Below are 23999 nucleotides of genomic sequence, written 5' to 3'. Positions count from 1 at the left end.
ATGACGAAACCCGACGAATTCGACCGTGAACTGCTGCACATGTTCACCCAGGAAGTAGGGGAGCGGGCATCCGACATAGAGCAGGCTTTGCTCGCCATCGAGGGTACCGGCGAGGCCGACGAGAAACTCCGCCTGGAGGAGCAGCTTCTAAGGAGGGTGCATAGCCTCAAGGGAGCCGCCGGGCTGCTTCAGGTGCGGGGAGTGGAATCGATTTGTCACTGGATGGAAGAGATACTCGCCATCGCGGTGAATGAGCAGCGCGTGCTCGAAAAGCCCAAACTGGACCTGCTGCTCTCGGCCGCAGACGCAATCAGGGATGCGGCCCGGTTCTTGGAGGCCGGAGAGACGCCTCCGCCGGCGCACGGCGAGAGCGTGGTCGATGGGCTGAAGGCGGCCATAGCGAAAGGGGCGGATCAGCGTGGTGGCAAGCCGAAGTTGGCTCCACCTTCGGGGGGATTGAAGGTGCCGGATCGCGCTAGCGATACCGACGGCTCCATGCGCGTCTCCGCCGATCGACTGGATACCCTTCTCTACAGGAGCGGCGAATTGCTGTCCTTCAACGCGATTATACTGCGCCACGCCGAGGAGGCGTCCTCGCTGCGGGAGCAGGCGCGGAAACTGCGTGGGGTCGGCCCCGAGTTCGCCGCGCAGGCGGCTAGCATTGAGAGCGGACTGCGCCAGCTTGCGACATCGCTGCGCCAGGACATGAGAGTGATGCACCGTGCCGCGACAGCACTTGACCATGAGGTGCGGCACGCGCGCACACAGCCCTTTGTGGAGGCCTGCAAGGGGCTCGACCGCGTCGTGCGGGACCTGGCGGCGGCATCGGGCAAATTGGCAGAGCTTGAAATCAAGGGCGGAGAGATCGAGATCGATCGCTCCATCCTTTCGGGGGTTAACGATTCGCTTCGGCATCTCGTGCGCAATGCCGTCGCGCATGGCATCCAGCCCCCGGAGGAGCGCCAGGCAGCAGGAAAACCGGAAAAGGGAAGGGTCCTGATTGCAGCCGCCATCTCCGGAGACCGGATGCAGGTACGCGTCGAGGATGACGGCCGCGGCTTTGACATTGCCTCCCTCAGCAAGGCCGCGGGTGCCGCCGTAGGCAAAAACGAAACAGAACTCCTGCAGCGTGTTTTCGAGCCGGGCGTATCGACATCGGAAAGCGTCACCAAACTCGCCGGGCGCGGGATAGGCCTCGACATTGTCAAACGCAATGTCGAAGCGCTGCGCGGCACGGCCGAGGTTTCGCAGATACCGAGCGGAGGCGCGGCCTTCACCCTCACGCTGCCGCTGACCCTCGCGACGGTCCGCGTCCTGGAAGTGCTCGCTGGGGAGCATGTATTCACGATCGACACGGCCTCGGTCCAGCGGGTGATACGCATTCATGCGCAAGACTTCGCCATGTCTGGGGGCAGGTGCGTCGTCAGCACGCAGATCGGTCCGATACCGTTCGTGGATCTTGCCAATTGGTCCGGGGCGCGGCCGGGCCAAGGCGATGTCCAGCAGGCCATGCCGGCCATTGTGGTCGACGCTCCGGGCGGGCCGATCGCGGTGCTCGTCGACGCCGTTGCCGGTGAGCAGGAACTTCTCGCACGCCCACTCGGACCGCGGCTCGCGAAAGTTCGTCGTTATAGCGCCGGCATGGTACTGCCTGACGGGCGTATCGCTCTCCTCCTAAACGTCGCAGCGCTCGCCGAGGCTGCCGCCGAGACGCGATCACCAGACGGCGCACGCGTGCCCCAGCCGATTTCGGCAACGCGTCGCAGGGTGCTCGTCGTCGACGATTCAAAGTATGTACGGACGTTGGTGAAGCTCATCCTCGAGGGCGCGGGCTACGATGTCGCGATGGCAAGCAATGGCAAGGAAGCGTTGGACCAGCTTGGTGACCATGGCGCCGACATGGTCGTCGCGGACGTCGACATGCCGTCCATGAATGGCTTCGAACTCACTGAGGCCATTCGTCGATCGGAGCGTTTCACCGACACGCCTGTCGTCCTCGTGACGGGCCGTGAAACGCTTGAAGACAAAGTCCGGGGGCTGCGTGCCGGCGCAAATGCCTATCTGAGGAAGGACCAGTTCGATGCGCAGCACTTCCTGGAGACGATGCGCCGGGTTGTGTGAGGACGAGGATGACACGTATTCTACTTGCGACATCAACGCCCGGCCTTGAAAAGCTCGTCAAAAAGGCGGCTGAGACCGATGCTGCCGTAGAGCTCGTGGGTGTCGCAAGAAGCGGCAAGGACGCGGTGACGATAACCGGTAAGCTTTTGCCGGACATCGTCGCAGTGGAGCTCCGCGATGACGACACCGCCGAAACGGTCAGGGAGATCATGATCGCCGCGCCGACGCCAGTCGTGATGGTGTCATATCAGGACCGTTCGTACTTGGGAGCGATGTCCGCGCGCGCACTCGACGCCGGCGCGCTCGCGGTTATCCCGGCGCCGATCGCATCCGGGACGTCCCTCGAACAAGCGGCCTTCGACAAGTTCCTGTCGACCATCAAGGCCATGGCACAGGTCAAGGTCGTTCGCCAGTGGCGCAAGAAAACCCGTGGCGATCACCAGGTCAAAGAGGCACCCGAGGCTGCGGCCCACGCCCGGATCGCGATCGTGGGGATTGCCGCCTCCACCGGCGGACCGGCCGCGATCCGTTCTATATTGAGGGAACTCCCTACCGATTTTCCCGCACCCATTCTCGTCGTGCAGCATATGTCGAACGGCTTCATCGACGGCGTTGCCGCATCCCTTGACGCGACGGTCGCACTCAAGGTGAAGGTCGGGACGAATGGCGAACGACTGAGGCCCGGGACCGTTTACCTTGCTCCGGATGGCCATCAGCTCGGCGTCTCTGGCAAGTTGCGCCTTCGCGTGGTGGACGAAGATCCCATCCAAGGGTTCAAGCCGTCCGGATCCTATCTCTTCGGTTCGATTGCTCGCGCTTTCAAGGACGAGTCTCTCGCGGTCATCCTGACGGGGATGGGCGATGACGGCACCGAAGGCCTTCGGGCGCTGCGCGTGGCAGGCGGAAAGGTAATTGCTCAGGATGAGAAGAGCTCGATCGTCTTCGGAATGCCGAAATCGGCGATCAGCGCCGGTCTCGTCGATTTCGTCCTGCCGGTTGAAGACATAGCCGCGAAGATCACTGCTCTCGCTATTGATCGAAGTTAAGTCGCGGCGCTGCGCGCCGAACCTCCGCGCAGCGCCGCTCTCGCCCCACCCCCATTCTGCGCTGGAGCGATCCCGGATCGGGAAGGGCGAACTCAGGGAGCGCCTTTCGCGCTTGTCCGCCCGATATCATTCATCGCCTCCTACATACTCATGATCTGGATGGCGGCCGGCGTGATGATGACCGCGAAGAGCACAGGCAGGAAGAAGATGATCATCGGCACCGTAAGCTTCGGCGGAAGAGCGGCCGCCCGCTTTTCCGCCTCGCTCATGCGCATGTCACGGTTCTCCTGCGCCATCACGCGGAGCGCCTGACCGAGGGGCGTGCCGTATTTTTCTGCCTGGATGAGGCTGGTCACGACGGCGCGCACACCCTCAACGCCGGTTCTCTGCCCCAGATTCTCGAAGGCCTGCCGTCGGTCCTGCAGGTAGGAAAGCTCCGCGGTGGTGAGTAGGACTTCCTCCGCGATCTCCGGCGACTGCGCGCCGATCTCCTCACCCACCTTCCGGAAGGCGCTTTCGATGCCCATGCCGGATTCAACGGTGATCAACAGGAGGTCCAGCGCCTCCGGCCATGATCGGCGGATCGCCTGCTGCCGCTTGGTGATCCTGTTCTTGATGAAGATCGCCGGGGCGAAGTAGCCGAACGATCCGATTCCGGCCGCCATCGCCACGACCAGTATCAACGGCGCCTCCGGCCGAACGATGATGAGGAGATAGAGCAGAGCGGCAATGAAGATCGCCACCGGCGCTATCAACCGCACGGCAAGGAAGGTCGTCACCGGAGCATGGCCGCGATAGCCGGCCATGCTCAATTTGCGGACGATTTCGCCATCCTCCGCCTGCTTGGCGAGATTGAAACGGTCAACGATCGCCTGGAAGAGGCGCTTGGGTTCCACGCGCAGCGAAACCTTGCTCTTCCCAGCCTCCAATCGGGCCCGCTCGCGCTGGCGGATACGTTCGCGCTCGCCTTCCACCTTTTTCATTCGCTCGGCCAGCGTATTGCGAAAGACATAGGGCCAGGAAACGACGACGACTGCGGAGAAGGCGGAAAGGCCTGCCATCAAGGCGGACAACTGCTCCGGATCGGGGATATGGGCGACGAGGCTCATGTCGGTTCTCAGAAGTCGAAGTTGATCATTTTGCGCATGACAAGGATGCCGATGGCCATCCAAAGCCCGCAGCCGACAAGCACGAGCTTTCCGGTCAGCGTCGCGAACAGAAGCATCATGTAGTCCGGGCTCGTCAGATACACGGCACCAGCGACAAAAACGGGCAGAGCGCCGATGATGCCGGCGGAGGACTTTGCTTCAGCGCTCATCGCTTTGATCTTGCTCTTCATCTTCTTCCGCTCCCGGAGCACCTTCGAAAGGTTGCCGAGCGCCTCCGAGAGGCTGCCGCCGGTGCGGCTTTGAATGGCGATGACGATGGCGAAGAAACTGGCTTCCGGCAGCGGTATGCGTTCGCACATGCGCTGCACGGCCTCGTCAACCGGGATGCCCAGCGTCTGGTCCTGTGCGATGGTGACGAACTCGCTTTTGACCGGTTCCTGCGCTTCTGCCGCAATCACTCTCAGGCAATCGCCCATCGGCAGGCCCGCCTTGAGCCCTCGAACGATCACATCGACCGCATTCGGAAACTCGGCAGCGAAGCGGGCAAACCGCGCTTTACGCTTCTGGCTCACATAGGCATGCGGCAGCAGCAAGCCGCCGGCGATGGCGAAGCCGACCGCCACCAGCGGGCCCAGACCCAGCGGAAGCATGACGCTCCAGGTGGCGAGGGCCGCACCGGCGCAAGCGAAGAAATAGGTTCTGGTCGACCAGTGCAGGCCGGCCTGGCGGATCCTGCCGGCGAGCGACGGCCTGCGGCTCTTGCGCGCATTCGCCTGATGCTTCGCTTCGATCTCGCGCAGCGTCTTTTCGACCGAACGCCGGCGATCCCGGCCATCCTCTTCCGTCCGGTCGCTCTGCTTGCGCTCCGCCACAGCCGCGATGCGCTCGAACCTTTGGCGATAGGCGCTTGCCTTGGCCACCCGCGGATAGAAGGCGACCATCATCAGGCCGCCCATGCTCGAGGAGGCCAAGAGAAAGACAAACGCGGGAAACAGGAGGGAGGTCAGCATCTCTGGTGGACCTTTGATCAGTCTTGGCTTACGCAGCCGCCTTCATTTCCGCGGCGTCGAGGGCGGCGGCAAGCCGGGCCTCTTCGCCAAAGTAACGTGCACGGTCCCAGAATGCCGGGCGGCCGATGCCCGTCGAACGATGCCGTCCCATGAGGTTGCCCTTTTCGTCCTCACCGAGGATGTCGTAGACGAAGAGATCCTGGGTCGTGACCACATCTCCCTCCATGCCGAGCACTTCGGTGATATGGGTGATCCGGCGCGAGCCGTCGCGAAGACGCGCCGCCTGCACGATCACGTCGACCGAGGAAACGAGCATCTCGCGAATTGCCTTGGCCGGCAGCGAACCCCCACCCATGGTGATCATCGCCTCGATGCGCGAGATCGCCTCGCGCGGCGAGTTAGCGTGAAGCGTGCCCATCGAACCGTCGTGACCGGTGTTCATCGCCTGCAGGAGGTCGAAAGCCTCCGGGCCGCGAACCTCGCCGACGATGATCCTTTCCGGCCGCATGCGCAGGCAGTTCTTGACGAGTGCGCGCATGGTGATTTCACCCTGACCTTCGATGTTCGGCGGGCGCGTCTCGAGCCGCACGACGTGCGGCTGCTGCAATTGCAGCTCGGCCGCGTCTTCGCAGGTGATGATGCGTTCGCCCGGGTCGATGTAGCCGGTGAGGCAGTTCAGAAGCGTCGTCTTGCCGGAGCCGGTACCGCCGGATATGAGCACGTTGCAGCGGACGCGGCCGATGATCTTCAGGATCTCGGCGCCTTCCGGCGAGATCGAGCCGAAGCGCACCAGTTGGTCGAGCTTCAACTTCTCTTTCTTGAACTTGCGGATCGTCAGCGAGGGGCCGTCGATGGCGAGCGGCGGCGCGATGACGTTGACGCGCGAGCCATCTGCGAGACGCGCGTCGCAGATCGGGCTCGATTCATCGACGCGCCGGCCGACCTGGCTGACGATGCGCTGGCAGATGTTCAGGAGTTGCTCGTTGTCGCGGAACCGGATGTCCGTTTCCTGCACCTTGCCGCCGACCTCGATGAAGACGTGGTTCGCGCCATTCACCATGATGTCGGCGATGTCATCGCGTGCGAGCAGGGGCTCCAGCGGGCCATAGCCCAGAATGTCGTTGCAGATGTCGCCAAGCAGATCGTTCTGCTCGGCCATGGAGATGCCGGCTTTCTTTGCCGCGACGATATCGTTGACAATGGCGCCGATCTCGCTGCGCGCTTGCTCGCCGTCCATGCTCGAAAGCGCCGCCACGTCGATCGTGGCGATGAGCGCGCTGAAGATTTCCCTTTTCAGGCTGTAATATTGTTCGGCCTTTTCCGGCTTGGCAGCTGCGGGCTGCTCGGGGAGCTTCTGCACCTTCGCGGGCATCTGAGGAACTTGCGTTACGCTGGCAACCTCTGCCTGTACCGGCGTTTCGGAAGCGCTTTCCTCCAACACGGATTTCTTGCCGAACATTTGCTGTCGCCCTGTCTCATTCGGGAAATTGGGAGGGCCTGGGACGGGCGGAGGGAAACCCTCCGCCTCGCTCGATACATGCTGCCATCGATTAGATGGCGTTGGAGACCGAGGTGAACACTGCGCTCACGTCTGTGCCGAGGGTTCTCACGGCCGCGATGATCGCGACGGCGATCAGGCCGGCGATCAGGCCATACTCGATCGCGGTCGCGCCGGATTCATTGTGGGCGAAGCGGATAAGAAGATTCTTCATGGTTCGGGTCCTTCAGTGGTTTGAGGTTGCGCCGACGCCAAGTTCGGCATCACAGGCCGGGCCAGGTTCTGCCTCGTCTCCCGCTTGCTGTGTGGCTCTCATATAGACTTTGTTAACCATCTCGATCCATTCAGCCTGATGGCCGATGGCCGCCCGCAAGTGCCTCGGCCGGTTGGCCTAGTCCGATCGTCGGCATCGCACTACTTCCATGCTTTGCCAGACTTATTGGAACGGATGTCACATCCATCCGTTGAGATGGCGGGAGCAACTAATGGGAGTGATTCCAATGCGCACCGGTGCCGAATGGCTTGTTCTAGCGGTCGCGACATGGGCTACCGTCGGCGCGGCGCAGGCAGCGGAAAATGTCCCCCCAGCGGTCGCCACGCTGCAGCCAACCCGCCAGACCGAGGGCGTCGTCAGGGTGATCGTCGATTTTGCGAGAACGCTCCTGCTGGCGCGGCCCGTGAGCACGCTCATCATCGGCAATCCGGCCGTCGCGCAGGCGACTCTCAGCGACGACAAGACGGTCATTCTGACCGGCAAGGCACCCGGTTCGACAAACCTCATCGCCATGGGCACGGATGGCGCAGAGGTGGCCAACGTCATCCTTGACGTCGTGGCTGCAGGCGGTCGCCTTGTCACCGTCGACGAGGGTACGGGTAGGACAACATATAGTTGTACGATCCGGTGCGATCCGGTCCAGTCCGGCGAACCAGCCGCCCCGCAACCTCAGAGCACTGCGCCACCGCCTGGGGATGACGCCAATTCCACAGGCGCTGGCAATCCTTGAACGATCACCCGATCGGGATTCGCCGCGAAAGCTGAAGGTTGAAAGGACTCTCCGACAAGCCAGGCAGCACGAAGGTGAAGGGATACTGAATCGATAGAACGCGAAAATCGATCCCGTCCACCGTTTCCTTGCCGGTGACGATCTGAAGCAGCGCCGGATCCCCGCCGTGGAAACTCTCACGCACCGCGCTCTCAAGCTTCTGCTGCGCCTCGCCGTCGGGCGCGTCGCGGGCGATTTGGCCAATCAGGACCTTCCGCGCGGCGAAATCGGCAGCGTATGAGAGGTCATTGCGCACGTAAAACGCGCGGCCGAACTCGATGATCCCTAGCATCAGCAGCAGCAAGGGGAGACAGACCAGCGCAAACTCCACCGCCGTCGCGCCCGACTGGCTGCGCCACAGAGGTCGAATGCCGCGCTGCAGCTTCATCGGACTTCCACCTGGATCGAAGAATTGAGTTCGAATTCCGGAAGCACTTCCGGCGCAGACATCGGCCGGTAGAGTGTTGCTGCGTCGAGGCGATAAAAGACGAGTTCCGGCGCTGAATTGGCGCACGGGGTCTTTCCGCATTCCGGGGCCGCCTCCGGTTTGACATCGGCACTTTCCGGGCAGGCGCAGTAGCGGTTCACGGCAGCAACGGTGGCATTGGCCGGGTTTGCGCTCTTGGCGAGCGTGGACTGCATCACCTTGTAGACCTGTGTCGCCCCGGGATCGGCCATCGCGGCCTGCGCGCCGGCGCGAAGAGCATGGTCGAGCGTCATCCGCTCGTAGATCGCAAAGCCGAGATCCGCCATCGCCACAAGAGCAAGGGCGAGCACCGGGGCGATCAGCGCGAATTCGACCGCCGAGGCGCCCGCCTCGGACGCTTTAAGCTCACCCACTTTCTTGCGCGGTGCTGAGTAGGCCTTCGGCTTTCCGCGCTTGAAGACGTTCTGCAGCAATGCCTTGAGGCCCTTCTGGCGCGTCCGTCTCTCCCTCGTGCCGCCCACGCGCCACGCCAGCGCGGCCATCGCCCGGCCCGCTTCGGAATCCGGTGCCTGCTCGATGACGAGCTTGCCATTATTCGCCGCGGCGCCGAACAACTGCGGATCGAATGGAACAGAGACGTTCTCCTGCAGGCCCACCGCAGCGACGAAGTCCTTTACCTTGACTTCCGGAAGCTTGGGCGTGCCGTGCTTGTTCAGCACAAGCCTCGGTGGCGGGTCGTTCGGCCTTGCCTTCTTCAGGAAATCGATCAGGTTCTTTGCATTGCGCATGCTGGCAAGATCAGGCGTTGCCGTGATGACGATTTCGTCGGCCTCGAGCAGGATCTTTCGCGTCCACTGCGTCCAGATATGAGGCAGGTCCACGACGATGTGCCATGAACTCGAACGCGCAACGTCGAGGAGATGATCGACGTCGTCTTCCCGCAAGTTGAAGAACTTGTTGAGGTCTGTAGTCGCCGGTAGCAGGTGCAGACGATCCGTGTAGGTTACTGCCAGACGTCGCAGAAGCACGTCGTCCAGGCGATCTGGACTTTCGAGTACATCCACCATCCCGTTGTCGGCTTCGATATCGAAATTGAGACCGAGCGTACCGGATTGAAGGTCGAGATCTGCGAGAAGCACATCGGCATCCACGCGTTTGGACATGGCATAGGCCACGTTATGCGCAAGCGTCGAGGATCCGGTTCCTCCCTTGGCGCCGACGAAGGCGACGATGCGGCCCAGCTTCTCCTCGGTTGAGTTGCGAAAGCAGCGGTGCACGGCAGCGACGAAATCCATCGGCTCGAACGGCGTTACGAGGTAATCGCTCACCCCGGCGTCCAGGAGCTTCTTATAGAGACTGACATCGTTGGAGCGACCGATGACGATGACCTTGGTTCCGGTGACGCACTCCACGGCCAAGGCTTCCAGCGCCGCCATCAGCCGAACCTCGTCGTCATCACTTTCCACGACGACGAGGTTCGGCGAGGTGACGCCCCCATAAAGAGCTGTCGCTTCCCTTATCCCGCCCGTCTTGATCGTCACCGTGGCGCGCGCCATACGACGGTCGATTGCCGCCGTACGGATGGCCTCCGTCACCTCCTCCGATCGGCAGAAGGCGGCGATCTCCACTTTCGGGATGGACAACAGCGGTGGAGCATCCACCATCTGCGATGTTTCCTGGATTTGGTTGCCGAGCTGCTTCATTTGTCCGAGACTTCCATGAAAACCGATCAACTGCCGTTGGAGCGGGAGGGGACTTCGATCATCGACATGCGTCCGCCGCTGATGATGCGCACCACGCCCGGTCGCTTTTCTTCCGTTTCGACGAGCGACCTTTCGTGATTGTCGGCCACTGCGCGGAGTGCCAGCGAAACCGTGCCGGAGGCTTCCGCAGCCGCAATGGTTGCGATCTGTTCCGGTTCCGCTTCGAGCGTTGCGGTTTTCCCGATCACCGAGGTGCCGTCGGCTGCTTCCGAAATGGTCTGATCGACGGCGAGCACGCGTATGTTGGAAAGGATCGCGCGGCTGATCACCTTGCCATCCTTGCCGGAGGAGTCCGGCCGGGCGACCGTGTGGATGACGTCGACGTGGTCGTTGGGCAGGATGAAGCCGCCGGCTGTGCTCTCCGCTGTCACCCGGACGCCGATCGCCCGTTTCCCGGACGGCAGCATGCTCGACAGAAAACCGGTGCCGCGCTGTGTGAGCTTGTCCTCGCGAATGGGTTCTCCCGGCACGAAGTCGCTCAAGGCGAGCGAATTCTTGAGCGCCGTTATCGCGTCCGGCCTTGAACTGCGGCTGATGAAGACGGGAGGGATATCCCCCTCCCACGGCTGCCAGCGCATGTGGCTCTCGTCGAGCGTCGCGCCACGTTTGAGCTCCGCGGACGCGACCAGCACCTCCTGCGAGGGGGCCTCTTCAGCGGCTGCTGCTACCTCGACCGCCGGCTGCTCGGACGCGCCGAGTGCCAGCCAGGAGGCAGTCCCGCCGGATGCGAGGGCAAGAAGGAGAATGGCGAAGCGGATCATGGTCAAACCTTTTCAAGTAGTAACGGAAGCTTGGTGCCGCCGTCAGAGAAGAGCGGGGAACCAATGGCTTTCCGGCAGCAGCAGAAGCGCCGCCGGCGCCATCGCCGCCCCGTAGGGAATACCCGTCTCCGGCGCGTGCAGGCGAGCGGACCAGGCCTTCTTCTGCAGGACCACCGGCAGGGGCATGCGCCGGAACTGAAGGAGCGCAAGCGTCAGGGCCGCGCCGATCACGGCCGTGTAAAGGATGAAGTCGAGCGCGAGGTCGGACCCAAGCCAGAGCACGGCCACGGGCAAGAGCTTTGCGTCGCCGCCGCCGATCCAGCCAAGGGAAAAAAGCGCAAAGGTGCAGATCAGTATGCCGGAGCCGATGAGAATGCTCGAAGAGATCGTGGCTACGCCCAGGCCGGCTGCGGGCGCGAGAACGGCAAAGGAAACCGCCAGTGCGAGCACCAGGCGGTTCGATATGGTCATCGTGGCCACATCCTTGATTCCGGCATAGGTCATCGTTCCTGCAAAGAGGAAGATTGCGAGCCAAGCTGCGGATGTCGAGATCATGTTCGATGCCTTTCGTGCGCCGATTGGAAGTGTCGCGAATGTGCCCCTTGAGCCGCGCAATAGCCATTCGACCTGATGGCCTACGCGTGAGGAGCCAAAGGCCTGCGGCCCGGACTAGGCCACTTGGCCGAATCGCCAACGATGTGCGCGGCATATATCGTCCGCCCCCGAAACTCGAGTATTGGACAGAGGAATGTGCGGGAGAAACGACACGGTCGACGCGGAAAGGCCGATGCCACGGCGGCGCGCCGGCACACGTCGATTCATGAAAGACGAAGGTGGTACGGTCGCCGTCATCGCTGCGATCGCGTTTCCTGTTCTCGTCGGTGCGATGGGGCTCGGGGCCGAGACGGGCTATTGGTTCCTGGAAAAGCGTAAGCTGCAGCACGCGGCCGACGTATCGGCACACGCCGCTGCCGTGCGCTTTCGGGCTGGAGATCAGCAAGGCGCGCTCGAAGCCACTGCCCGCAGGATCGCGAGTGCGTCCGGCTACATCCCCGGCAGCCTCACCGTCAGCACGCAGCACGGCCTTGGGGGATCCAGCAAGCTCGCGGTCGAGTTGACCGAGACGCATCCACGCCTTTTTTCGTCCGTCTTCGGCGACGAACCCGTCACGATGAAGGCGCGCGCCGTCGCCGAAATCAAGGGGGGCTCGAAGGCTTGCGTGCTTGCGCTGTCGAACTCGGCGTCGGGCGCGGTAACTGTTACCGGCTCGACGGAAGTTCGCTTGTCCGGCTGCAGCGTGGTCTCCAATTCGAGTGCAGCCGACGCGTTCCTGATGAAGAATGGCAGCGCAATGATGTCGACAGACTGCGTCTACACCGTCGGCGAGGCCGTTACGACGACACGCCTGAGCCTTACCGGCTGCAGCGAACCCGTCGAACGGGTGCCGCCGACGGCGGATCCTTTTGCGTCCGTCGCGGAGCCCGACAAGTTGCACATCCAGCAGCTTCCCTGTCGAACGCTCGCCTATATCTCGAATTCCACCTACACTTTCGACCGGCTTGCAAACGGGACCGAGGCAATCAGGCTCTGCGGCGGGCTGGAGATCAAGGGTACGATCACACTGAAGCCGGGCCTATACATCATAGACGGCGGCGGCTTCACGGTCACCGCGGGGGCAAAGCTCTCCGGTGAAGGCGTCACCTTGTTCTTCACCAACGGAGCCGCGGCGAATTTGCTCGGCAACGGCGACATTGACCTGTCCGCCCCGACTAGCGGCCCCTTTGCCGGCCTGCTTTTCTTTGCCAGCCGCCAGGGCACGGGTGTGATTCATCAGGTGACGGGTAATTCCGAATCGACTCTGGACGGAAACCTGTACATGCCCACCGGCCGTATCGATTTTACCGGCAACTCTACTGTGTCCGGAGGGTGCACACAGATCGTAGCGGACCAGATCACGTTTACGGGCAATTCGACGATGGAAACCTGCGCCTCGCCGACTGACGAGATCTTGGTAGGCCGAACGGTCTCGCTGATCGAGTAGCATGCCTGACACGGCTGGGATCACGTGATCGGTCCGTTGGATGAAGCAAATACATCCGGGCAGTGATCTTGGTTCCGCGCGGCCTCAGGGGCCGCTCCGCCCCCTGAGGGTAAGCTTTCCACGCTACGTCGATCCCGGGCTCAATCGCACCCGCTCGCTCTCCGAGCAACCCGCAACAGGAACCCCGCGCCAGGCGCCCGACCAATCTATCCGTCAAAATTTAGACCCGCGGGAGCTTACGGCGCTTGGAAAGCGTGATGCCGATCAATAAGAAAGCCTCCTGGGAGGAGCGCCGATGAGATTCTCGGTTGGCAACATCGCGGTTTTCAAGTCGATGCTGCCTTTGGTAGTCGCGATGACTCTAATGAGTGGCGTGTATTTGGCTGTCCGTTGGTCAACTCAGCAGTCCGACGCTGTGGCAGTCGCACGCCAGCAGCAACTCATCGAGCTTGTCATTTCCAAGATGCAATACAGCATCGCCCACGATCAGGAGAGTGTCACCGTCTGGGATGATGCAGTCAGGAAAGTGTCGAAGGAATGGGATCGTGAGTGGATCGACTCCAACCTCGGTAGCTGGATGCACAGCTATTTCCGACATGACGGCGCGTTCCTGGTCAGCCCGGATCGTAAGCCGCTATACGCGTTCCTTGTCGGAGAGGCCAACGAGCAGAGCGCTTTCAGAAACATAGCACCTGAGGCAATGCCACTCATCGCCAAGTTGCAGAAGAGGCTTGCAGAAGGCGACGAGGCAGGAACAAGCGAGCAGGTGCTGTCGATCGGGGAGAGCGATTTGGTTCGCCTCGGCGGCCGGCCGGCGATCGTCAGCGTGAAGCCGATAGTGTCGGACACCGGTAATATCGTGCAGGAGCCCGGCGGGGAGTTTCTTCACGTAGCCGTCCGTTTCCTCGACGGCGATTTCCTTACTCATCTCGGTGAGGACTATGTTTTTGAAGACGTTCGCTTTTCTGTTGTGCCGAACCTTGGCCAGGAGCGATCCTATGCGCCAATCGTGTCGTCTTCTGGTGAAACGATCGGATATTTCTCCTGGTTGCCGTTCAGACCCGGTGCCGATGTGGCGAAAGCCACGGCACCGGTTCTTCTGGTCGCCGCATTCTGTCTTTTCGCGCTCACAGGTGCGCTGAGCATGATATTGCGCAAGCGGTCGAGACGCCTGCAGCAAAGCCAAGCTGAGCTCAACCACCTGGCGCTTCACGATCCGCTGACCGGCCTCGCGAACCGTGCGTCTTTCAATCAGTTGCTTGCGCGTGTGGTCGCTGCGTCGACAGCCGACCAAACCAACGCTCTTCTGTACCTCGACCTCGATCGCTTTAAGCAAGTGAACGACACGCTCGGCCATCCCGTCGGCGATCGGCTGATGATCGAAGTCGCGAAGCGACTGAAGGAAACCACGGCTGGTGCTGCAGTTATTTCCAGGATTGGTGGCGATGAGTTTACCATTGTGGTCGAGCACTCGCGCCAGGACGAGGTGGAGAAACTCTGCGACTCTCTGATCGCTGCGGTCCGTAGGCCTTTCGAGATAGACGGACAGCCCGTTCTTATCGGGCTTTCGATAGGGGTTGCAGTTACGAAGGGGAATGATGCCGATCCCGTAGAGATTACGCGGAAGGCCGATATCGCGCTTTATCACGCAAAAACGTCCGGGCGGAACCGATACGCAATCTTTGGCCCCCATATGGACGAACTGATCAGGACAAGGCGGGATCTGGAACAGGATCTGCGAGCGGCGCTGGAAGCAGGCAATCAGCTCGAAGTCTTCTACCAACCCGTCTATTCCGCCGCGTCCCACGAGATAAGCGCGCTTGAAGCTCTCATTCGCTGGTGGCACCCAAACAAAGGCGCCATAGCTCCGGAAGTCTTCATTCCGCTTGCGGAGACTTCCGGCCTTATCGATCGGCTCGGAGCCTTCGTACTGAAGGAAGCCTGTTCTACCGCGCGTGAGTTTCCGGACCTCGATATTGCAGTGAACGTCTCCGCGGTCGAGCTTGGACAGCGACATTATGCTGCTCAAGTTTTCTCGCAGCTGCGGCAGTTCGGGATTGAGCCGTCGAGACTGGAGCTTGAGATCACCGAAACAGCTCTCCTCGACGAAGCCGGCGTCTGCGAAAAGAACATCACGGCGCTGCGCGAGTTCGGCGTGAAGTTCGCACTCGACGATTTCGGAACGGGCTTCTCTTCATTTGGCCGATTGCAGCGCTTGGAGGTCGATCGGATCAAGATAGATCGCTCTTTCGTCCAAGCGTTTGACAGGCCTGATGGTGGCGTGGCGATCGTGCGGTCCATTGTTGGCGTCGCACATGCGAAAGGCCTGCGCACGACGGCTGAAGGCGTGGAGACCGAAGAGCAGAGCGAGATCCTGCGCAATCTTGGCTGCGACGAGTTGCAGGGTTTCCATTTGGCAGTGCCAATGTCGAAGAATTCACTTCGCGAACTTCTTGGCACCGAGAGAACTAAAAGAACCTCTTCCTGAGCAGAAAAGACTATCCAAACCCCGGCAAGAAGCTTTCTGAGGCGTCGTCAGGCGCCGTAGGCTAGATCATTTCATTGTTTCATTGAAACAGTGAAATGATCTAACTCTTTGAAACTACGCAATTCCGGACGGAAAACCGTTACACACTTTTCCTGGAATTGCTCTAGCTGACTTCCGGGAGCTCGTTGATCAGCTTGTCCAGCGTGATCGGATATTCCCGTACCCTTATGCCGGTCGCATTATAAATGGCGTTCGCGACGGCCGCGGCAACGCCGCACAGGCCGAGCTCGGCGATCCCCTTGGCCTTCATCGGCGACGACATCGGATCGGTCTCGTCGAGGAAGATGACCTCCTGGTGCGGGATGTCGGCGTGCACCGGTACCTCGTAGGCGGCGAGGTCGTGGTTGACGAAAAACCCGCGCTCCTTGTCGACGACGAGCTCTTCCGACAAAGCCCCGCCGACGCCCATAGTCATCGCTCCGATCACCTGACTGCGTGCGGTGATCGGATTGAGGATGCGACCGGCGCCGCAGGTCGCCAGCATTCGCCGGATTCGCGTCTCACCAGTCGCAACATCGACTCCGACCTCGACAAAATGGGCACCGAAGGTGGACTGTTGATGGGTCTTGTCGAGATCGCCGAACTCGATGCGGTCCTCTGCCGCGAGCGGTTCATCGCTTGCTGCTTGCGCAAGTGGCATGCGCCGGTCGCCGGCGCGGACTTCGCCCTCGGCGAAGGTCAGTTCATCGGGGCTGTTGAAGCCGAGCTTCTGAGCCACCGCCTCCCGCAGTTTGACGCAGGCTGCGTAGACCCCTGCCGTGGAGCAGTTTCCCCCGAATTGCCCGCCCGAGCCCGATGAAACAGGGAAGCGGGAGTCGGCGAGGCTGACGGCAACCTTGTCAACTGGGACGCCGAGCATTTCCGCGGCAGTCTGGGCGATGATCGTGTAGCTGCCCGTGCCGATGTCGGTCATGTCGGTCTCCACCGTGACGATGCCCTCGCGGTCGAGGCGGACGCGGGCTCCGGAGGGCAACAAGAGGTTGTTGCGGAAGGCCGAGGCCACCCCCATGCCGACCAGCCAGTTCCCCTCGCGCCGCGTGCCGGGCTGCTTGTTCCGGTCGTGCCAGCCGAAGCGCTCCGCGCCGGTGCGAAGACAGCCGACAAGATCGCGGTGCGAGAATGGTCTCTCGGGATTCTCAGGATCGACCTGCGTGTCGTTGATGACCCGGAACTCGACCGGGTCGAGGCCGAGCCTTTCGGCCATCTCGTCGATCGCGATTTCCAGGGCCATCATGCCCGGCGCTTCGCCCGGAGCGCGCATGGCGTTTCCTTCCGGCAGATCGAGAGTGGCAAGCCGCGTGGCGGTCATCCGGTTCGCGCCGGCATAAAGCAACCGCGTCTGCTGAACGGCCACTTCGGGGCCTCCGCCCGGGAGATCGCCCGACCAGCTCTCATGCGCAATCGCCGTGATCCTGCCATCACGCTCCGCGCCGATGCGGATCCTCTGGATCGTCGCTGGACGGTGTGTCGTGTTGTTTATCAGGAAGGGGCGGGGCAGGGCGACCTTCACCGGACGCTTGGCTTCGCGCGCGGCAAGCGCCGCCAGCACCGCGTCTGCACGCAAAAACAGCTTGCTGCCGAAACCGCCGCCGATGAAGGGCGACATGATGTGGACTTTCTCCCTGTCGATCCCGAGGGTCGTCGCGAGATCGGTCCGCCACCAGTCGATCATCTGGCTCGAGGTCCAGACCGTGAGTTCATCGCCGTTCCAGGCGGCAATGGAGGCGTGCGGCTCCATCATCGCATGCGATTGATCCGGCGTGGTGTAGGTCTGGTCGAACCTGACGGCTGCGGTCTCGAAGGCGGCATCGAAGTCGCCCACGGCGGAATCCGGTTCGCCGTCCTTCGGCTTGACCGCAGTGTCCTTCGCCGCCTCCAGATCGAAGACGCCCTTCTGCTCGGCATAGTCGACCTTGACGAGCGCGGCGGCAGCGCGGGCCTCTTCGAAAGTTTCCGCGACCACCACCGCGATCGCCTGGTGGTAGTGCTGGATCTCGGTGCCGCCGAAGAGCTTGGCGGTGTTGTACTTGCCCTTCTTCAGTTCCCCGACGTCGTCGGAGGTGACGACCGCGATCACGCCGGGCGCCTGTTTTGCGGCGGAGACGTCGATGGACGCGATCCGGCCCTTGGCGATCGCCGAGCCTACGACATAGCCATAGATGTAGCGCGTGTTCGGATCATGCCATTCGTAGGCATAGACCGCGCGGCCGGTTGTCTTGAGCGGACCGTCGATGCGGTGGATGGGTTGGCCGACGACCTTACCTTGGTCAATCGGGTTCATCGTTGCAGGTTTGTCGAATCTCATTTTCTCATCCCCTCGCTTCGGCAAGAACGGCGCTCAGCGTGCGTTCGACGAGCGCCACCTTGAAGGCGTTCTGGTCCGTCGGGCGGGCGTTCGCGAGAAGCCTGGCGGTGACCGCCTTTGCTCCGTTCGGAAGTTCTCGCTCGGCCGCCTCGTCGCGCCAGGGTTTGGGCGCGACGCCGCCGACCGCGACGCGGCCGGCCCCGTCCGGCAGCACCACCGCAGCGATGGAGACCAGCGCGAAGGCGTAGGAGGCGCGATCACGAACCTTCCGGTAGATGTGCTTGCCGCCTACCGGCTGCGGCAGGACGACCGCTGTGATCAGTTCGCCCCGCTCGAGGACGTGCTCGATGTGCGGCGTGTCACCCGGAAGGCGATGGAGATCGGCAATCGGGATGCTGCGCGTAGTGCCGTCGGAGCGGACCGTTTCCACAATCGCGTCGAGGGCGCGCATGGCGACCGCCATATCGCTCGGGTGGTTCGCGATACAGGCATCGCTGACACCGACGACCGCAAGCTGGCGGCTGAAGCCGCCAAGCGCCGCGCAGCCGCTGCCGGGCTGCCTTTTGTTGCAGGGCTGGTTGGTGTCGTAGAAATAAGGGCAGCGCGTCCGTTGCAGCAGGTTGCCGGCTGTAGTTGCCCTGTTGCGCAACTGTCCCGATGCTCCGGCGAGCAGGGCCCGTGCCAGGACCGCGTAGTCTCGGCGGATCCGCTCGTCGGCGGCAAGATCGGTATTGCGGACGAGGGCGCCGATCCTGAGACCGCCTTCCGGCGTCGATTCGATCTTGTCCAGACCCAGTCTGTTGACGTCGATCAGATGCGTGGGCGTCTCGATCTCGAACTTCATCAGGTCCAGGAGATTGGTGCCGCCGGCGATGAACCTCGCGCCGTCTGTGCCGGCGGCGGCCTTTGCAGCCGCTTCGATCGTGGAGGCACGCTCATAGCTGAAAGCTCTCATGCCTTCCTCCCCGCAACTTCGGTGATGGCTTCCACGATGTTCGAATAGGCGCCGCATCGACAGATATTGCCGCTCATGCGCTCCCGGATCTCGACGGGCGTGACCTCGGCGGGCGCGAGTAGATCGCCCGTCACATGGCTCGGAACATTGGCCTTGATCTCCTCAAGCATGGCGACGGAGGAACAGATCTGGCCGGGCGTGCAGTAGCCACACTGGAAACCGTCATGCTCGACGAAGGCGGCCTGCATCGGATGGAGGCTGCCGGGCTGGCCCAAGCCCTCGATCGTCGTGATGCTATCGCCCTCATGCATGACGGCGAGCGTCAGACAGGCGTTGACGCGGCGCCCGTCGATGAGGACGGTGCACGCGCCGCACTGTCCGTGGTCGCATCCCTTCTTTGTGCCGGTGAGATGCAGATGCTCCCGGAGTGCGTCGAGCAACGTCGTTCGGTTGTCGAGCTGAAGCTCCCGGCGCTCGCCATTCACCGTAAAGGAGATTTTCGTGCTTTGCGATGCGGCGGGGGCATCTGTCTGGGAGTGGCTGAGCGAAGGCGTGCTCGCCACCGTGACGGTAGCAGCAGAGGCGACCAGCAGGTCGCGCCGCGAGATTTCAAGTGCGCCAGGACTTTGCATATCCAGCTCCAGTTCTCGATGATGAAAAGGTCAAGGACGGTGCGCCTGTCCCAGGGCCCGCGAACGCCAAACAGCGGAACTGGCGGAAACTTCCGCCTGTCCGTCCGAGTCAGCTAGGGCGCTGGATGGATGCGATTAGTAGCCGTCGGCCGATAGCCCTTATTGACTGGCTCGATAAATACCGAGCTGTGACCGCAGCAAAGCACCGGGGGTCGTCCGCTCATGCGACCGCTCGGTCGCCTCCGTGGCCGTAGGTAGGGTATTCACAAGGCGCGCCGTTTGGCCTAAAGAACGCGCAGGTAAAACTCCGGTCGCAGCCTACCCGGTCAAAACAAGGACACCTGTCATGAAAACCATAGTGATCTGCTCCGGCGGATTGGATTCCGTTTCGCTTGCGCACAAGGTCGCGGCGGAACACGAGCTTGTCGGCCTGCTGTCGTTCGATTATGGCCAACGGCATCGCAAGGAACTGGATTTCGCCGCCGCCTGCGCCGAACGTCTCGTCGTCCCTCACCAGATTATCGATATCCGCGAGATCGGCCGCCACCTGAGCGGTACGGCATTGACCGACGATGTCGACGTGCCGGACGGACATTACGCCGAGGAAACCATGAGGGTAACGGTCGTGCCGAACCGCAACGCCATCATGCTCGCGATCGCCTTCGGCGTTGCCGCGGCCCGCAAGGCTGATGCGGTGGCGACCGCCGTACATGGTGGCGACCACTTCATCTATCCCGACTGTCGGCCGGGATTCATCGACGCGTTCCAGACAATGCAGGGCCACGCGCTGGAAGGCTATGCCGACGTCACGCTCTATGCGCCTTACGTCAACGTCTCCAAGGCTGAGATCGTTGCGGACGGGACGAGAAACGGAACGCCTTTCGCCGACACCTGGTCCTGCTACAAGGGCGGCGTGCGCCATTGCGGCCGCTGCGGCACCTGCGTCGAACGACGCGAAGCCTTTCATCTGGCGGGCGTCGAGGATCCGACGGAATACGAGGATCCGCATTTCTGGGCTGCGGCTACAGGCTTTTCCGCCGAGGAGGTGAAATAATGTTCCGCATCACCAAGGAATTCCATTTCTCCGCGTCGCATCAACTGACGAGCCTGCCGCCCGAGCATCAGTGCGCCCGGCTGCACGGGCATAACTATGTCGTCGAGGTCGAGCTTTCGGCCAAGACATTGAACGAACACGGTTTTGTTCGCGACTATCATGAGCTCGCGCCGTTGAAGTCTTATATCGACGAAGCCTTCGATCACCGGCATCTCAACGACGTTCTCGGCCACGACCGGGTGACGGCGGAATGTCTGGCGCAGCACTTCTACGACTGGTGCAAGGCGCGGCTTCCGGAGACGACCGCGGTGCGCGTCAGCGAAACGGCGAAGACCTGGGCGGAATACCGGCCATGACCTCCGACAGATCCGCCGAGATCCGCGTCAGCGAGATCTTCGGGCCGACGATACAAGGTGAAGGCGTGCTGATCGGCCTGCCAACCGTCTTTGTCAGGACTGGTGGGTGCGATTATCGCTGCTCCTGGTGCGACAGCCTGCATGCAGTCGATAGCCGCTATCGCGACGAATGGAAGGCGATGTCCACGGAAGATGTCTGGCAGGAGGTCGTGCGGCTCTCAGGCGGAGAGCCGCTCATGGTTTCGCTCTCAGGCGGCAATCCGGCCATCCAACCGCTTGGCGAACTCATCGATCGCGGCCATCGCCAAGGCTATCGTTTTGCCCTCGAAACGCAGGGGTCGGTTGCCAGGGACTGGTTTGCCGATCTCGACGTGTTGGTGTTGAGCCCGAAGCCGCCGTCGAGCGCGATGGAAACGGATTGGCAGGCATTCGACGCGTGTCTGCGGGTGTCTGAGGGCAGGCCGCAAACCGTGCTGAAGATCGTCGTATTCGACGAGGCGGATTATGCCTATGCCCGGGCCGCGGCCGCGCGTTATCCGCAACTGCCCGTCTATCTGCAACCCGGCAACCACACACCGCCGCCCCCCGATGACGACGATGCGGCAATCGACATCGACGGCATAATGGAGCGCATGCTCTGGCTGGTCGCCAAGGTTACCGAGGACCGCTGGTTCGAGGCGCGTGTCCTGCCGCAACTGCATGTCCTGCTCTGGGGCAACAAGCGCGGCGTCTGAAGCAATTCTATTGCATGTTTCCTTAAATCGTCGCCGACTCAAGGATAACAACATGCAGCAAGTGCTACAGCGTGCTTTGCGCGTCTGATAAGACGCGCGGCGCTGTAGGCAGTTCCGGCGTGGCGTCGGCGCATACACCGCCGCACCGGCTGAAGCCGTACCGACGTCAAGGCGCGCTCGCCGCGAGTTCCTTCTCGTGCACACTACCGCCAAGGTGAATGGGTTTCAGCACGGGGCCTTCGGCGTCCTTCACGAGATGGATGACACGGGAGAACAGTGGTCCATTCCTCGGCGTACGGCCAATTTTGACGACGGCCGTATCGCGGAGGTCGTCCTCGAAGATGGATAGGGCCAGCTTCATCGCTTCCCCATCCATCGTCTCGAGCGCCTCATCGATGATCACCCAACGCGGCCGATGGAGAACAAGCCGTGCGAAGGCGAGTGAACGTTGTTCGTCATCGCTGAGTTCGCGCTCCCAGCGCGCTTCACGATCGAGCAGCGTGGTCAACTGATCAAGCCCGACTTTCGAAAGTGCCGCAACAAGGCTCGCATCCGAGAAGTCACCGGCACGCGGATAGGAAAGCGCGTTGCGCAGTTTGCCCCGCGGGAAATAGGGGGAGCGCGGGATGAACGCGACCATCTCGCCAGCCGGCAACCCGACGCGCCCGCTGCCCCAGGGCCAAAGCCTTGCGAGCGCCCGGAAGAGCAGCGTCTTTCCTGCGCGGGGGTCGCCGCTGATCACCACGCGCTGACCCGCGCCGATCTCGATATGCGGTTCGGAAAGCCTGGTGCGCCCGCTCGACGACGCGACCTCGAGATTGTCGAAGGTCAGCTTGTTTGTGTCATTCTCGACGAACTCGATCCGTTTTTCCGCGTCGTGCAGGACGTCGGTCATGATCAGCGCGCGACGGAAGGCCGCGACGCGCAGAAGCGTCGCCCGCCAGTCGGCGATGGCGCTGATATTTGCGACGAACCATTTGAGCGATGTATGAACCTGGTTGAAGGCGCCGACGGCCATCATCAGGCCGCCGAAGCTGATTTCGCCGGCGAAATAGACGGGCGCGGCGACCAGGATCGGCGCGACGACCGTGACCCAGCCATAGCCGTCCTGGACCCAGGCAAGATTGATCTGGGCACGGAAGATGTTGCGCATGGCGCCGAGCACGGTCGCGAGATCGAGCTCCAGACGCCGCCGCTCGCCGGTCTCGCCGCCGGCGAGCGATATGGCGTCGATATGTTCGCTGACATGCATCAGCGAGAAACGCAGTTCCGCTTCGCGTCCGTAGCGGTCACCATTCAAGACGATCAGCCGCCGCCCGACAAGCCAACTCAGCCAGGATGCCGAGCCGGCGTAAAGGATCGCTGCCCAGACCATGTAGCCCGGGATCTCGAGCGAGTAGCCACCGATGTGGAAAACAAAGCCCGCCGACAGCGCCCAGAGAACGCTCACGAAAGATATGAGCAGGATGGACGACTGCAGAAGGCCGAAACCGAGGTCCGTGGTGAGATCGGCAAGATGCCCGGCGTCTTCCTGCATTCTCTGGTCCGGATTGATGCCCATTGCGCCGGAGTTGGCAAGCCGGAAGGCGCGCAGCGGCCGCATCCATTCGTTGATCAGGTCGAGCGTCAGCCCCTCGCGCAGCTTCAATCGCACCATCTGGTTAAGCCATTGCTGCGTGACATTGAGCACCAGCAGGCCACCGGCGATGGCGACAAACAATAAGAGCTGATAGAAAAAGGCGTCGAGATCGCGCCGCTCGATCGCGTCAAAAAAAGGCCGGTTCCAACGGTTGAGGATGATCTGTCCGATTGCTGTCGCGATGATGATCGCGAAGCTGCCGGTCGTAAGCCATAGGATTGTCTTCAGCAGCGGGGACGCCATGAAGGCGTGGCGCATCATGTCGAACTGGTCTCGGAGGGTCGTGCTCTCCGCGCCCGGGGGTCTGGGGGCTGCGTTCGCTCCGGCTTGATTCGTCATCTTCAGTTCCTTCCCTTCAGAAAGGGCAATCCACCAAAGTCGTTCGGGTGCCTCAGGTGGGGCTATCGTCCAAAGCGGGGTACCACCATCGGATTGGGGGATCTTGCGGCCGCGCTTGGCTCGGCGACGGAAACAATTCCGCCGGGTGCCGTGTCCAACCGGCTGAGCCGGTTACAGGGATCGACGGCAACTGTCTGTTCAGTGGAGAACCGAGATATCCGGCCTCGTTGCTGCCGTCGCGATGTCGCGTTTCCTTGTCGAGCAGCAGCCTGTGCAAAGCAAATATGCCACTGAAGATCTGGACGTGCTGAAATGCAGCGAAACTGAAAACCCTCATGAGTCCCAGTCTATGGCCAACGGCGCCCGCTGGGAACTGGTTTTAAGGACAGGAACAAGGATCTCGCCCCAGGATGTTGGAAACTCCGTGAGCGCTCATAACGAGGTCCAAAGTGTGATTGCATTCGGATTTGATTATGCAGGGCGAGCCCGTCGCAGCGCGTTTCGCGGTATGGTGGCTTGTCTATGTTACATTGATGACATAAAACGTTACCGCCGTCGCCAAGCCGCGCGTCGCCCCTTCACATCGAATTTACAAAAATTCAATGCCCAGAGAAGGAG

20 protein-coding genes are annotated in these 23999 nt (G+C 62.0%); 8 read left to right on the top strand and 12 right to left on the bottom strand.

Annotated features, from left to right (window positions below; all coding sequences use genetic code 11):
* A complete protein-coding gene (locus PZN02_RS21645) occupies window positions 1-2121 on the top strand; it encodes a hybrid sensor histidine kinase/response regulator (RefSeq protein ID WP_280662729.1) in 2121 nt (706 codons plus the stop codon).
* 8 nt (window positions 2122-2129) lie between these two features.
* Window positions 2130-3167, top strand: coding sequence for a chemotaxis protein CheB (locus PZN02_RS21640; RefSeq protein ID WP_280662728.1), 1038 nt, complete (start codon window positions 2130-2132; stop codon window positions 3165-3167).
* 140 nt (window positions 3168-3307) lie between these two features.
* On the opposite strand, the gene PZN02_RS21635 is transcribed toward PZN02_RS21640, so the two are convergent.
* From PZN02_RS21635 to PZN02_RS21620, 4 genes are all read right to left on the bottom strand, one after another.
* Window positions 3308-4276, bottom strand: coding sequence for a type II secretion system F family protein (locus PZN02_RS21635; RefSeq protein WP_280662727.1), 969 nt, complete (start codon window positions 4274-4276; stop codon window positions 3308-3310).
* Window positions 4277-4284: 8 nt separating this feature from the next.
* Window positions 4285-5286, bottom strand: a complete 1002-nt coding sequence (locus tag PZN02_RS21630; RefSeq protein ID WP_280662726.1) for a type II secretion system F family protein — start codon at window positions 5284-5286, stop codon at window positions 4285-4287.
* A 28-nt stretch (window positions 5287-5314) separates the two neighbouring features.
* Window positions 5315-6745 carry a TadA family conjugal transfer-associated ATPase gene (locus PZN02_RS21625; RefSeq protein ID WP_280662725.1) on the bottom strand — a complete coding sequence of 477 codons (1431 nt, stop codon included), beginning with the start codon at window positions 6743-6745 and terminating at the stop codon, window positions 5315-5317.
* 91 nt (window positions 6746-6836) lie between these two features.
* Window positions 6837-6998, bottom strand: a complete 162-nt coding sequence (locus PZN02_RS21620) for a Flp family type IVb pilin (protein ID WP_280662724.1) — start codon at window positions 6996-6998, stop codon at window positions 6837-6839.
* A 271-nt stretch (window positions 6999-7269) separates the two neighbouring features.
* Here PZN02_RS21620 and PZN02_RS21615 point away from each other — a divergent pair, with 271 nt between their 5' ends.
* Complete coding sequence (locus tag PZN02_RS21615; RefSeq protein WP_280662723.1) at window positions 7270-7788, top strand: pilus assembly protein N-terminal domain-containing protein; 519 nt, start codon at window positions 7270-7272, stop codon at window positions 7786-7788.
* A gap of 4 nt (window positions 7789-7792) precedes the next feature.
* Here the strand turns inward: PZN02_RS21615 and PZN02_RS21610 are convergent, their stop codons facing one another.
* Genes PZN02_RS21610 through PZN02_RS21595 form a run of 4 tightly spaced genes read right to left on the bottom strand, consistent with a single transcriptional unit; the run spans window position 7793 to window position 11333 of the window.
* Window positions 7793-8215, bottom strand: a complete 423-nt coding sequence (locus tag PZN02_RS21610; RefSeq protein WP_280662722.1) for a TadE/TadG family type IV pilus assembly protein — start codon at window positions 8213-8215, stop codon at window positions 7793-7795.
* Window positions 8212-9957, bottom strand: a complete 1746-nt coding sequence (locus PZN02_RS21605; protein ID WP_280662721.1) for a TadE/TadG family type IV pilus assembly protein — start codon at window positions 9955-9957, stop codon at window positions 8212-8214. Before PZN02_RS21605 ends, PZN02_RS21610 begins: the two co-directional genes overlap by 4 nt.
* 26 nt (window positions 9958-9983) lie before the next feature.
* Window positions 9984-10778, bottom strand: a complete 795-nt coding sequence (gene cpaB / locus PZN02_RS21600; protein WP_280662720.1) for a Flp pilus assembly protein CpaB — start codon at window positions 10776-10778, stop codon at window positions 9984-9986.
* Window positions 10779-10820: 42 nt separating this feature from the next.
* Complete coding sequence (locus tag PZN02_RS21595; protein WP_280662719.1) at window positions 10821-11333, bottom strand: A24 family peptidase; 513 nt, start codon at window positions 11331-11333, stop codon at window positions 10821-10823.
* Between the two features lie 232 nt (window positions 11334-11565).
* Here PZN02_RS21595 and PZN02_RS21590 point away from each other — a divergent pair, with 232 nt between their 5' ends.
* Window positions 11566-12819, top strand: coding sequence for a pilus assembly protein TadG-related protein (locus PZN02_RS21590; protein WP_280662718.1), 1254 nt, complete (start codon window positions 11566-11568; stop codon window positions 12817-12819).
* A 295-nt stretch (window positions 12820-13114) separates the two neighbouring features.
* Window positions 13115-15307, top strand: coding sequence for a putative bifunctional diguanylate cyclase/phosphodiesterase (locus PZN02_RS21585; protein ID WP_280662717.1), 2193 nt, complete (start codon window positions 13115-13117; stop codon window positions 15305-15307).
* Between the two features lie 163 nt (window positions 15308-15470).
* On the opposite strand, the gene paoC is transcribed toward PZN02_RS21585, so the two are convergent.
* From paoC to paoA, 3 genes are read right to left on the bottom strand one after another with little or no spacing between them, the layout of a single operon-like run.
* Window positions 15471-17672 carry an aldehyde oxidoreductase molybdenum-binding subunit PaoC gene (paoC, locus tag PZN02_RS21580; protein WP_280662716.1) on the bottom strand — a complete coding sequence of 734 codons (2202 nt, stop codon included), beginning with the start codon at window positions 17670-17672 and terminating at the stop codon, window positions 15471-15473.
* A 4-nt stretch (window positions 17673-17676) separates the two neighbouring features.
* Window positions 17677-18627 carry an FAD binding domain-containing protein gene (locus PZN02_RS21575; RefSeq protein WP_280662715.1) on the bottom strand — a complete coding sequence of 317 codons (951 nt, stop codon included), beginning with the start codon at window positions 18625-18627 and terminating at the stop codon, window positions 17677-17679.
* Window positions 18624-19259: an aldehyde dehydrogenase iron-sulfur subunit PaoA gene (gene paoA, locus PZN02_RS21570; protein ID WP_280662714.1), complete on the bottom strand. Its 636-nt coding sequence runs from the start codon at window positions 19257-19259 to the stop codon at window positions 18624-18626. Before paoA ends, PZN02_RS21575 begins: the two co-directional genes overlap by 4 nt.
* Window positions 19260-19605: 346 nt before the next feature.
* On the opposite strand from paoA, the gene queC reads away from it, so the two are divergent.
* The 3 genes from queC to queE are packed head-to-tail and all read left to right on the top strand — an operon-like array spanning window position 19606 to window position 21403.
* Window positions 19606-20313: a 7-cyano-7-deazaguanine synthase QueC gene (gene queC / locus PZN02_RS21565; RefSeq protein ID WP_280662713.1), complete on the top strand. Its 708-nt coding sequence runs from the start codon at window positions 19606-19608 to the stop codon at window positions 20311-20313.
* On the top strand, window positions 20313-20669 hold the full coding sequence (gene queD / locus PZN02_RS21560) for a 6-carboxytetrahydropterin synthase QueD (RefSeq protein WP_280662712.1): 357 nt from the start codon (window positions 20313-20315) through the stop codon (window positions 20667-20669). The genes queC and queD overlap by 1 nt, the downstream gene beginning before the upstream one ends.
* Window positions 20666-21403, top strand: a complete 738-nt coding sequence (gene queE / locus PZN02_RS21555) for a 7-carboxy-7-deazaguanine synthase QueE (RefSeq protein WP_280662711.1) — start codon at window positions 20666-20668, stop codon at window positions 21401-21403. Before queD ends, queE begins: the two co-directional genes overlap by 4 nt.
* A gap of 166 nt (window positions 21404-21569) precedes the next feature.
* Here the strand turns inward: queE and PZN02_RS21550 are convergent, their stop codons facing one another.
* Window positions 21570-23381 carry an ABC transporter ATP-binding protein/permease gene (locus tag PZN02_RS21550; RefSeq protein WP_280662710.1) on the bottom strand — a complete coding sequence of 604 codons (1812 nt, stop codon included), beginning with the start codon at window positions 23379-23381 and terminating at the stop codon, window positions 21570-21572.
* Window positions 23382-23999 lie beyond the last annotated feature (618 nt).

Source organism: Sinorhizobium garamanticum (assembly GCF_029892065.1).
GTDB lineage: Bacteria > Pseudomonadota > Alphaproteobacteria > Rhizobiales > Rhizobiaceae > Sinorhizobium > Sinorhizobium garamanticum.
This window is presented reverse-complemented; position numbering and strand designations above follow the sequence as displayed.

Bases quoted from the DNA above. Each gene is read 5' to 3' on its own strand.
- PZN02_RS21645 (WP_280662729.1), top strand. From the start codon at position 1: ATGACGAAACCCGACGAATTCGACCGTGAACTGCTGCACATGTTCACC.
- PZN02_RS21640 (WP_280662728.1), top strand. From the start codon at position 2,130: ATGACACGTATTCTACTTGCGACATCAACGCCCGGCCTTGAAAAGCTC.
- PZN02_RS21635 (WP_280662727.1), bottom strand. From the start codon at position 4,276: ATGAGCCTCGTCGCCCATATCCCCGATCCGGAGCAGTTGTCCGCCTTG.
- PZN02_RS21630 (WP_280662726.1), bottom strand. From the start codon at position 5,286: ATGCTGACCTCCCTCCTGTTTCCCGCGTTTGTCTTTCTCTTGGCCTCC.
- PZN02_RS21625 (WP_280662725.1), bottom strand. From the start codon at position 6,745: ATGTTCGGCAAGAAATCCGTGTTGGAGGAAAGCGCTTCCGAAACGCCG.
- PZN02_RS21620 (WP_280662724.1), bottom strand. From the start codon at position 6,998: ATGAAGAATCTTCTTATCCGCTTCGCCCACAATGAATCCGGCGCGACC.
- PZN02_RS21615 (WP_280662723.1), top strand. From the start codon at position 7,270: ATGGGAGTGATTCCAATGCGCACCGGTGCCGAATGGCTTGTTCTAGCG.
- PZN02_RS21610 (WP_280662722.1), bottom strand. From the start codon at position 8,215: ATGAAGCTGCAGCGCGGCATTCGACCTCTGTGGCGCAGCCAGTCGGGC.
- PZN02_RS21605 (WP_280662721.1), bottom strand. From the start codon at position 9,957: ATGAAGCAGCTCGGCAACCAAATCCAGGAAACATCGCAGATGGTGGAT.
- cpaB (WP_280662720.1), bottom strand. From the start codon at position 10,778: ATGATCCGCTTCGCCATTCTCCTTCTTGCCCTCGCATCCGGCGGGACT.
- PZN02_RS21595 (WP_280662719.1), bottom strand. From the start codon at position 11,333: ATGATCTCGACATCCGCAGCTTGGCTCGCAATCTTCCTCTTTGCAGGA.
- PZN02_RS21590 (WP_280662718.1), top strand. From the start codon at position 11,566: ATGCCACGGCGGCGCGCCGGCACACGTCGATTCATGAAAGACGAAGGT.
- PZN02_RS21585 (WP_280662717.1), top strand. From the start codon at position 13,115: ATGAGATTCTCGGTTGGCAACATCGCGGTTTTCAAGTCGATGCTGCCT.
- paoC (WP_280662716.1), bottom strand. From the start codon at position 17,672: ATGAGATTCGACAAACCTGCAACGATGAACCCGATTGACCAAGGTAAG.
- PZN02_RS21575 (WP_280662715.1), bottom strand. From the start codon at position 18,627: ATGAGAGCTTTCAGCTATGAGCGTGCCTCCACGATCGAAGCGGCTGCA.
- paoA (WP_280662714.1), bottom strand. From the start codon at position 19,259: ATGCAAAGTCCTGGCGCACTTGAAATCTCGCGGCGCGACCTGCTGGTC.
- queC (WP_280662713.1), top strand. From the start codon at position 19,606: ATGAAAACCATAGTGATCTGCTCCGGCGGATTGGATTCCGTTTCGCTT.
- queD (WP_280662712.1), top strand. From the start codon at position 20,313: ATGTTCCGCATCACCAAGGAATTCCATTTCTCCGCGTCGCATCAACTG.
- queE (WP_280662711.1), top strand. From the start codon at position 20,666: ATGACCTCCGACAGATCCGCCGAGATCCGCGTCAGCGAGATCTTCGGG.
- PZN02_RS21550 (WP_280662710.1), bottom strand. From the start codon at position 23,381: ATGACGAATCAAGCCGGAGCGAACGCAGCCCCCAGACCCCCGGGCGCG.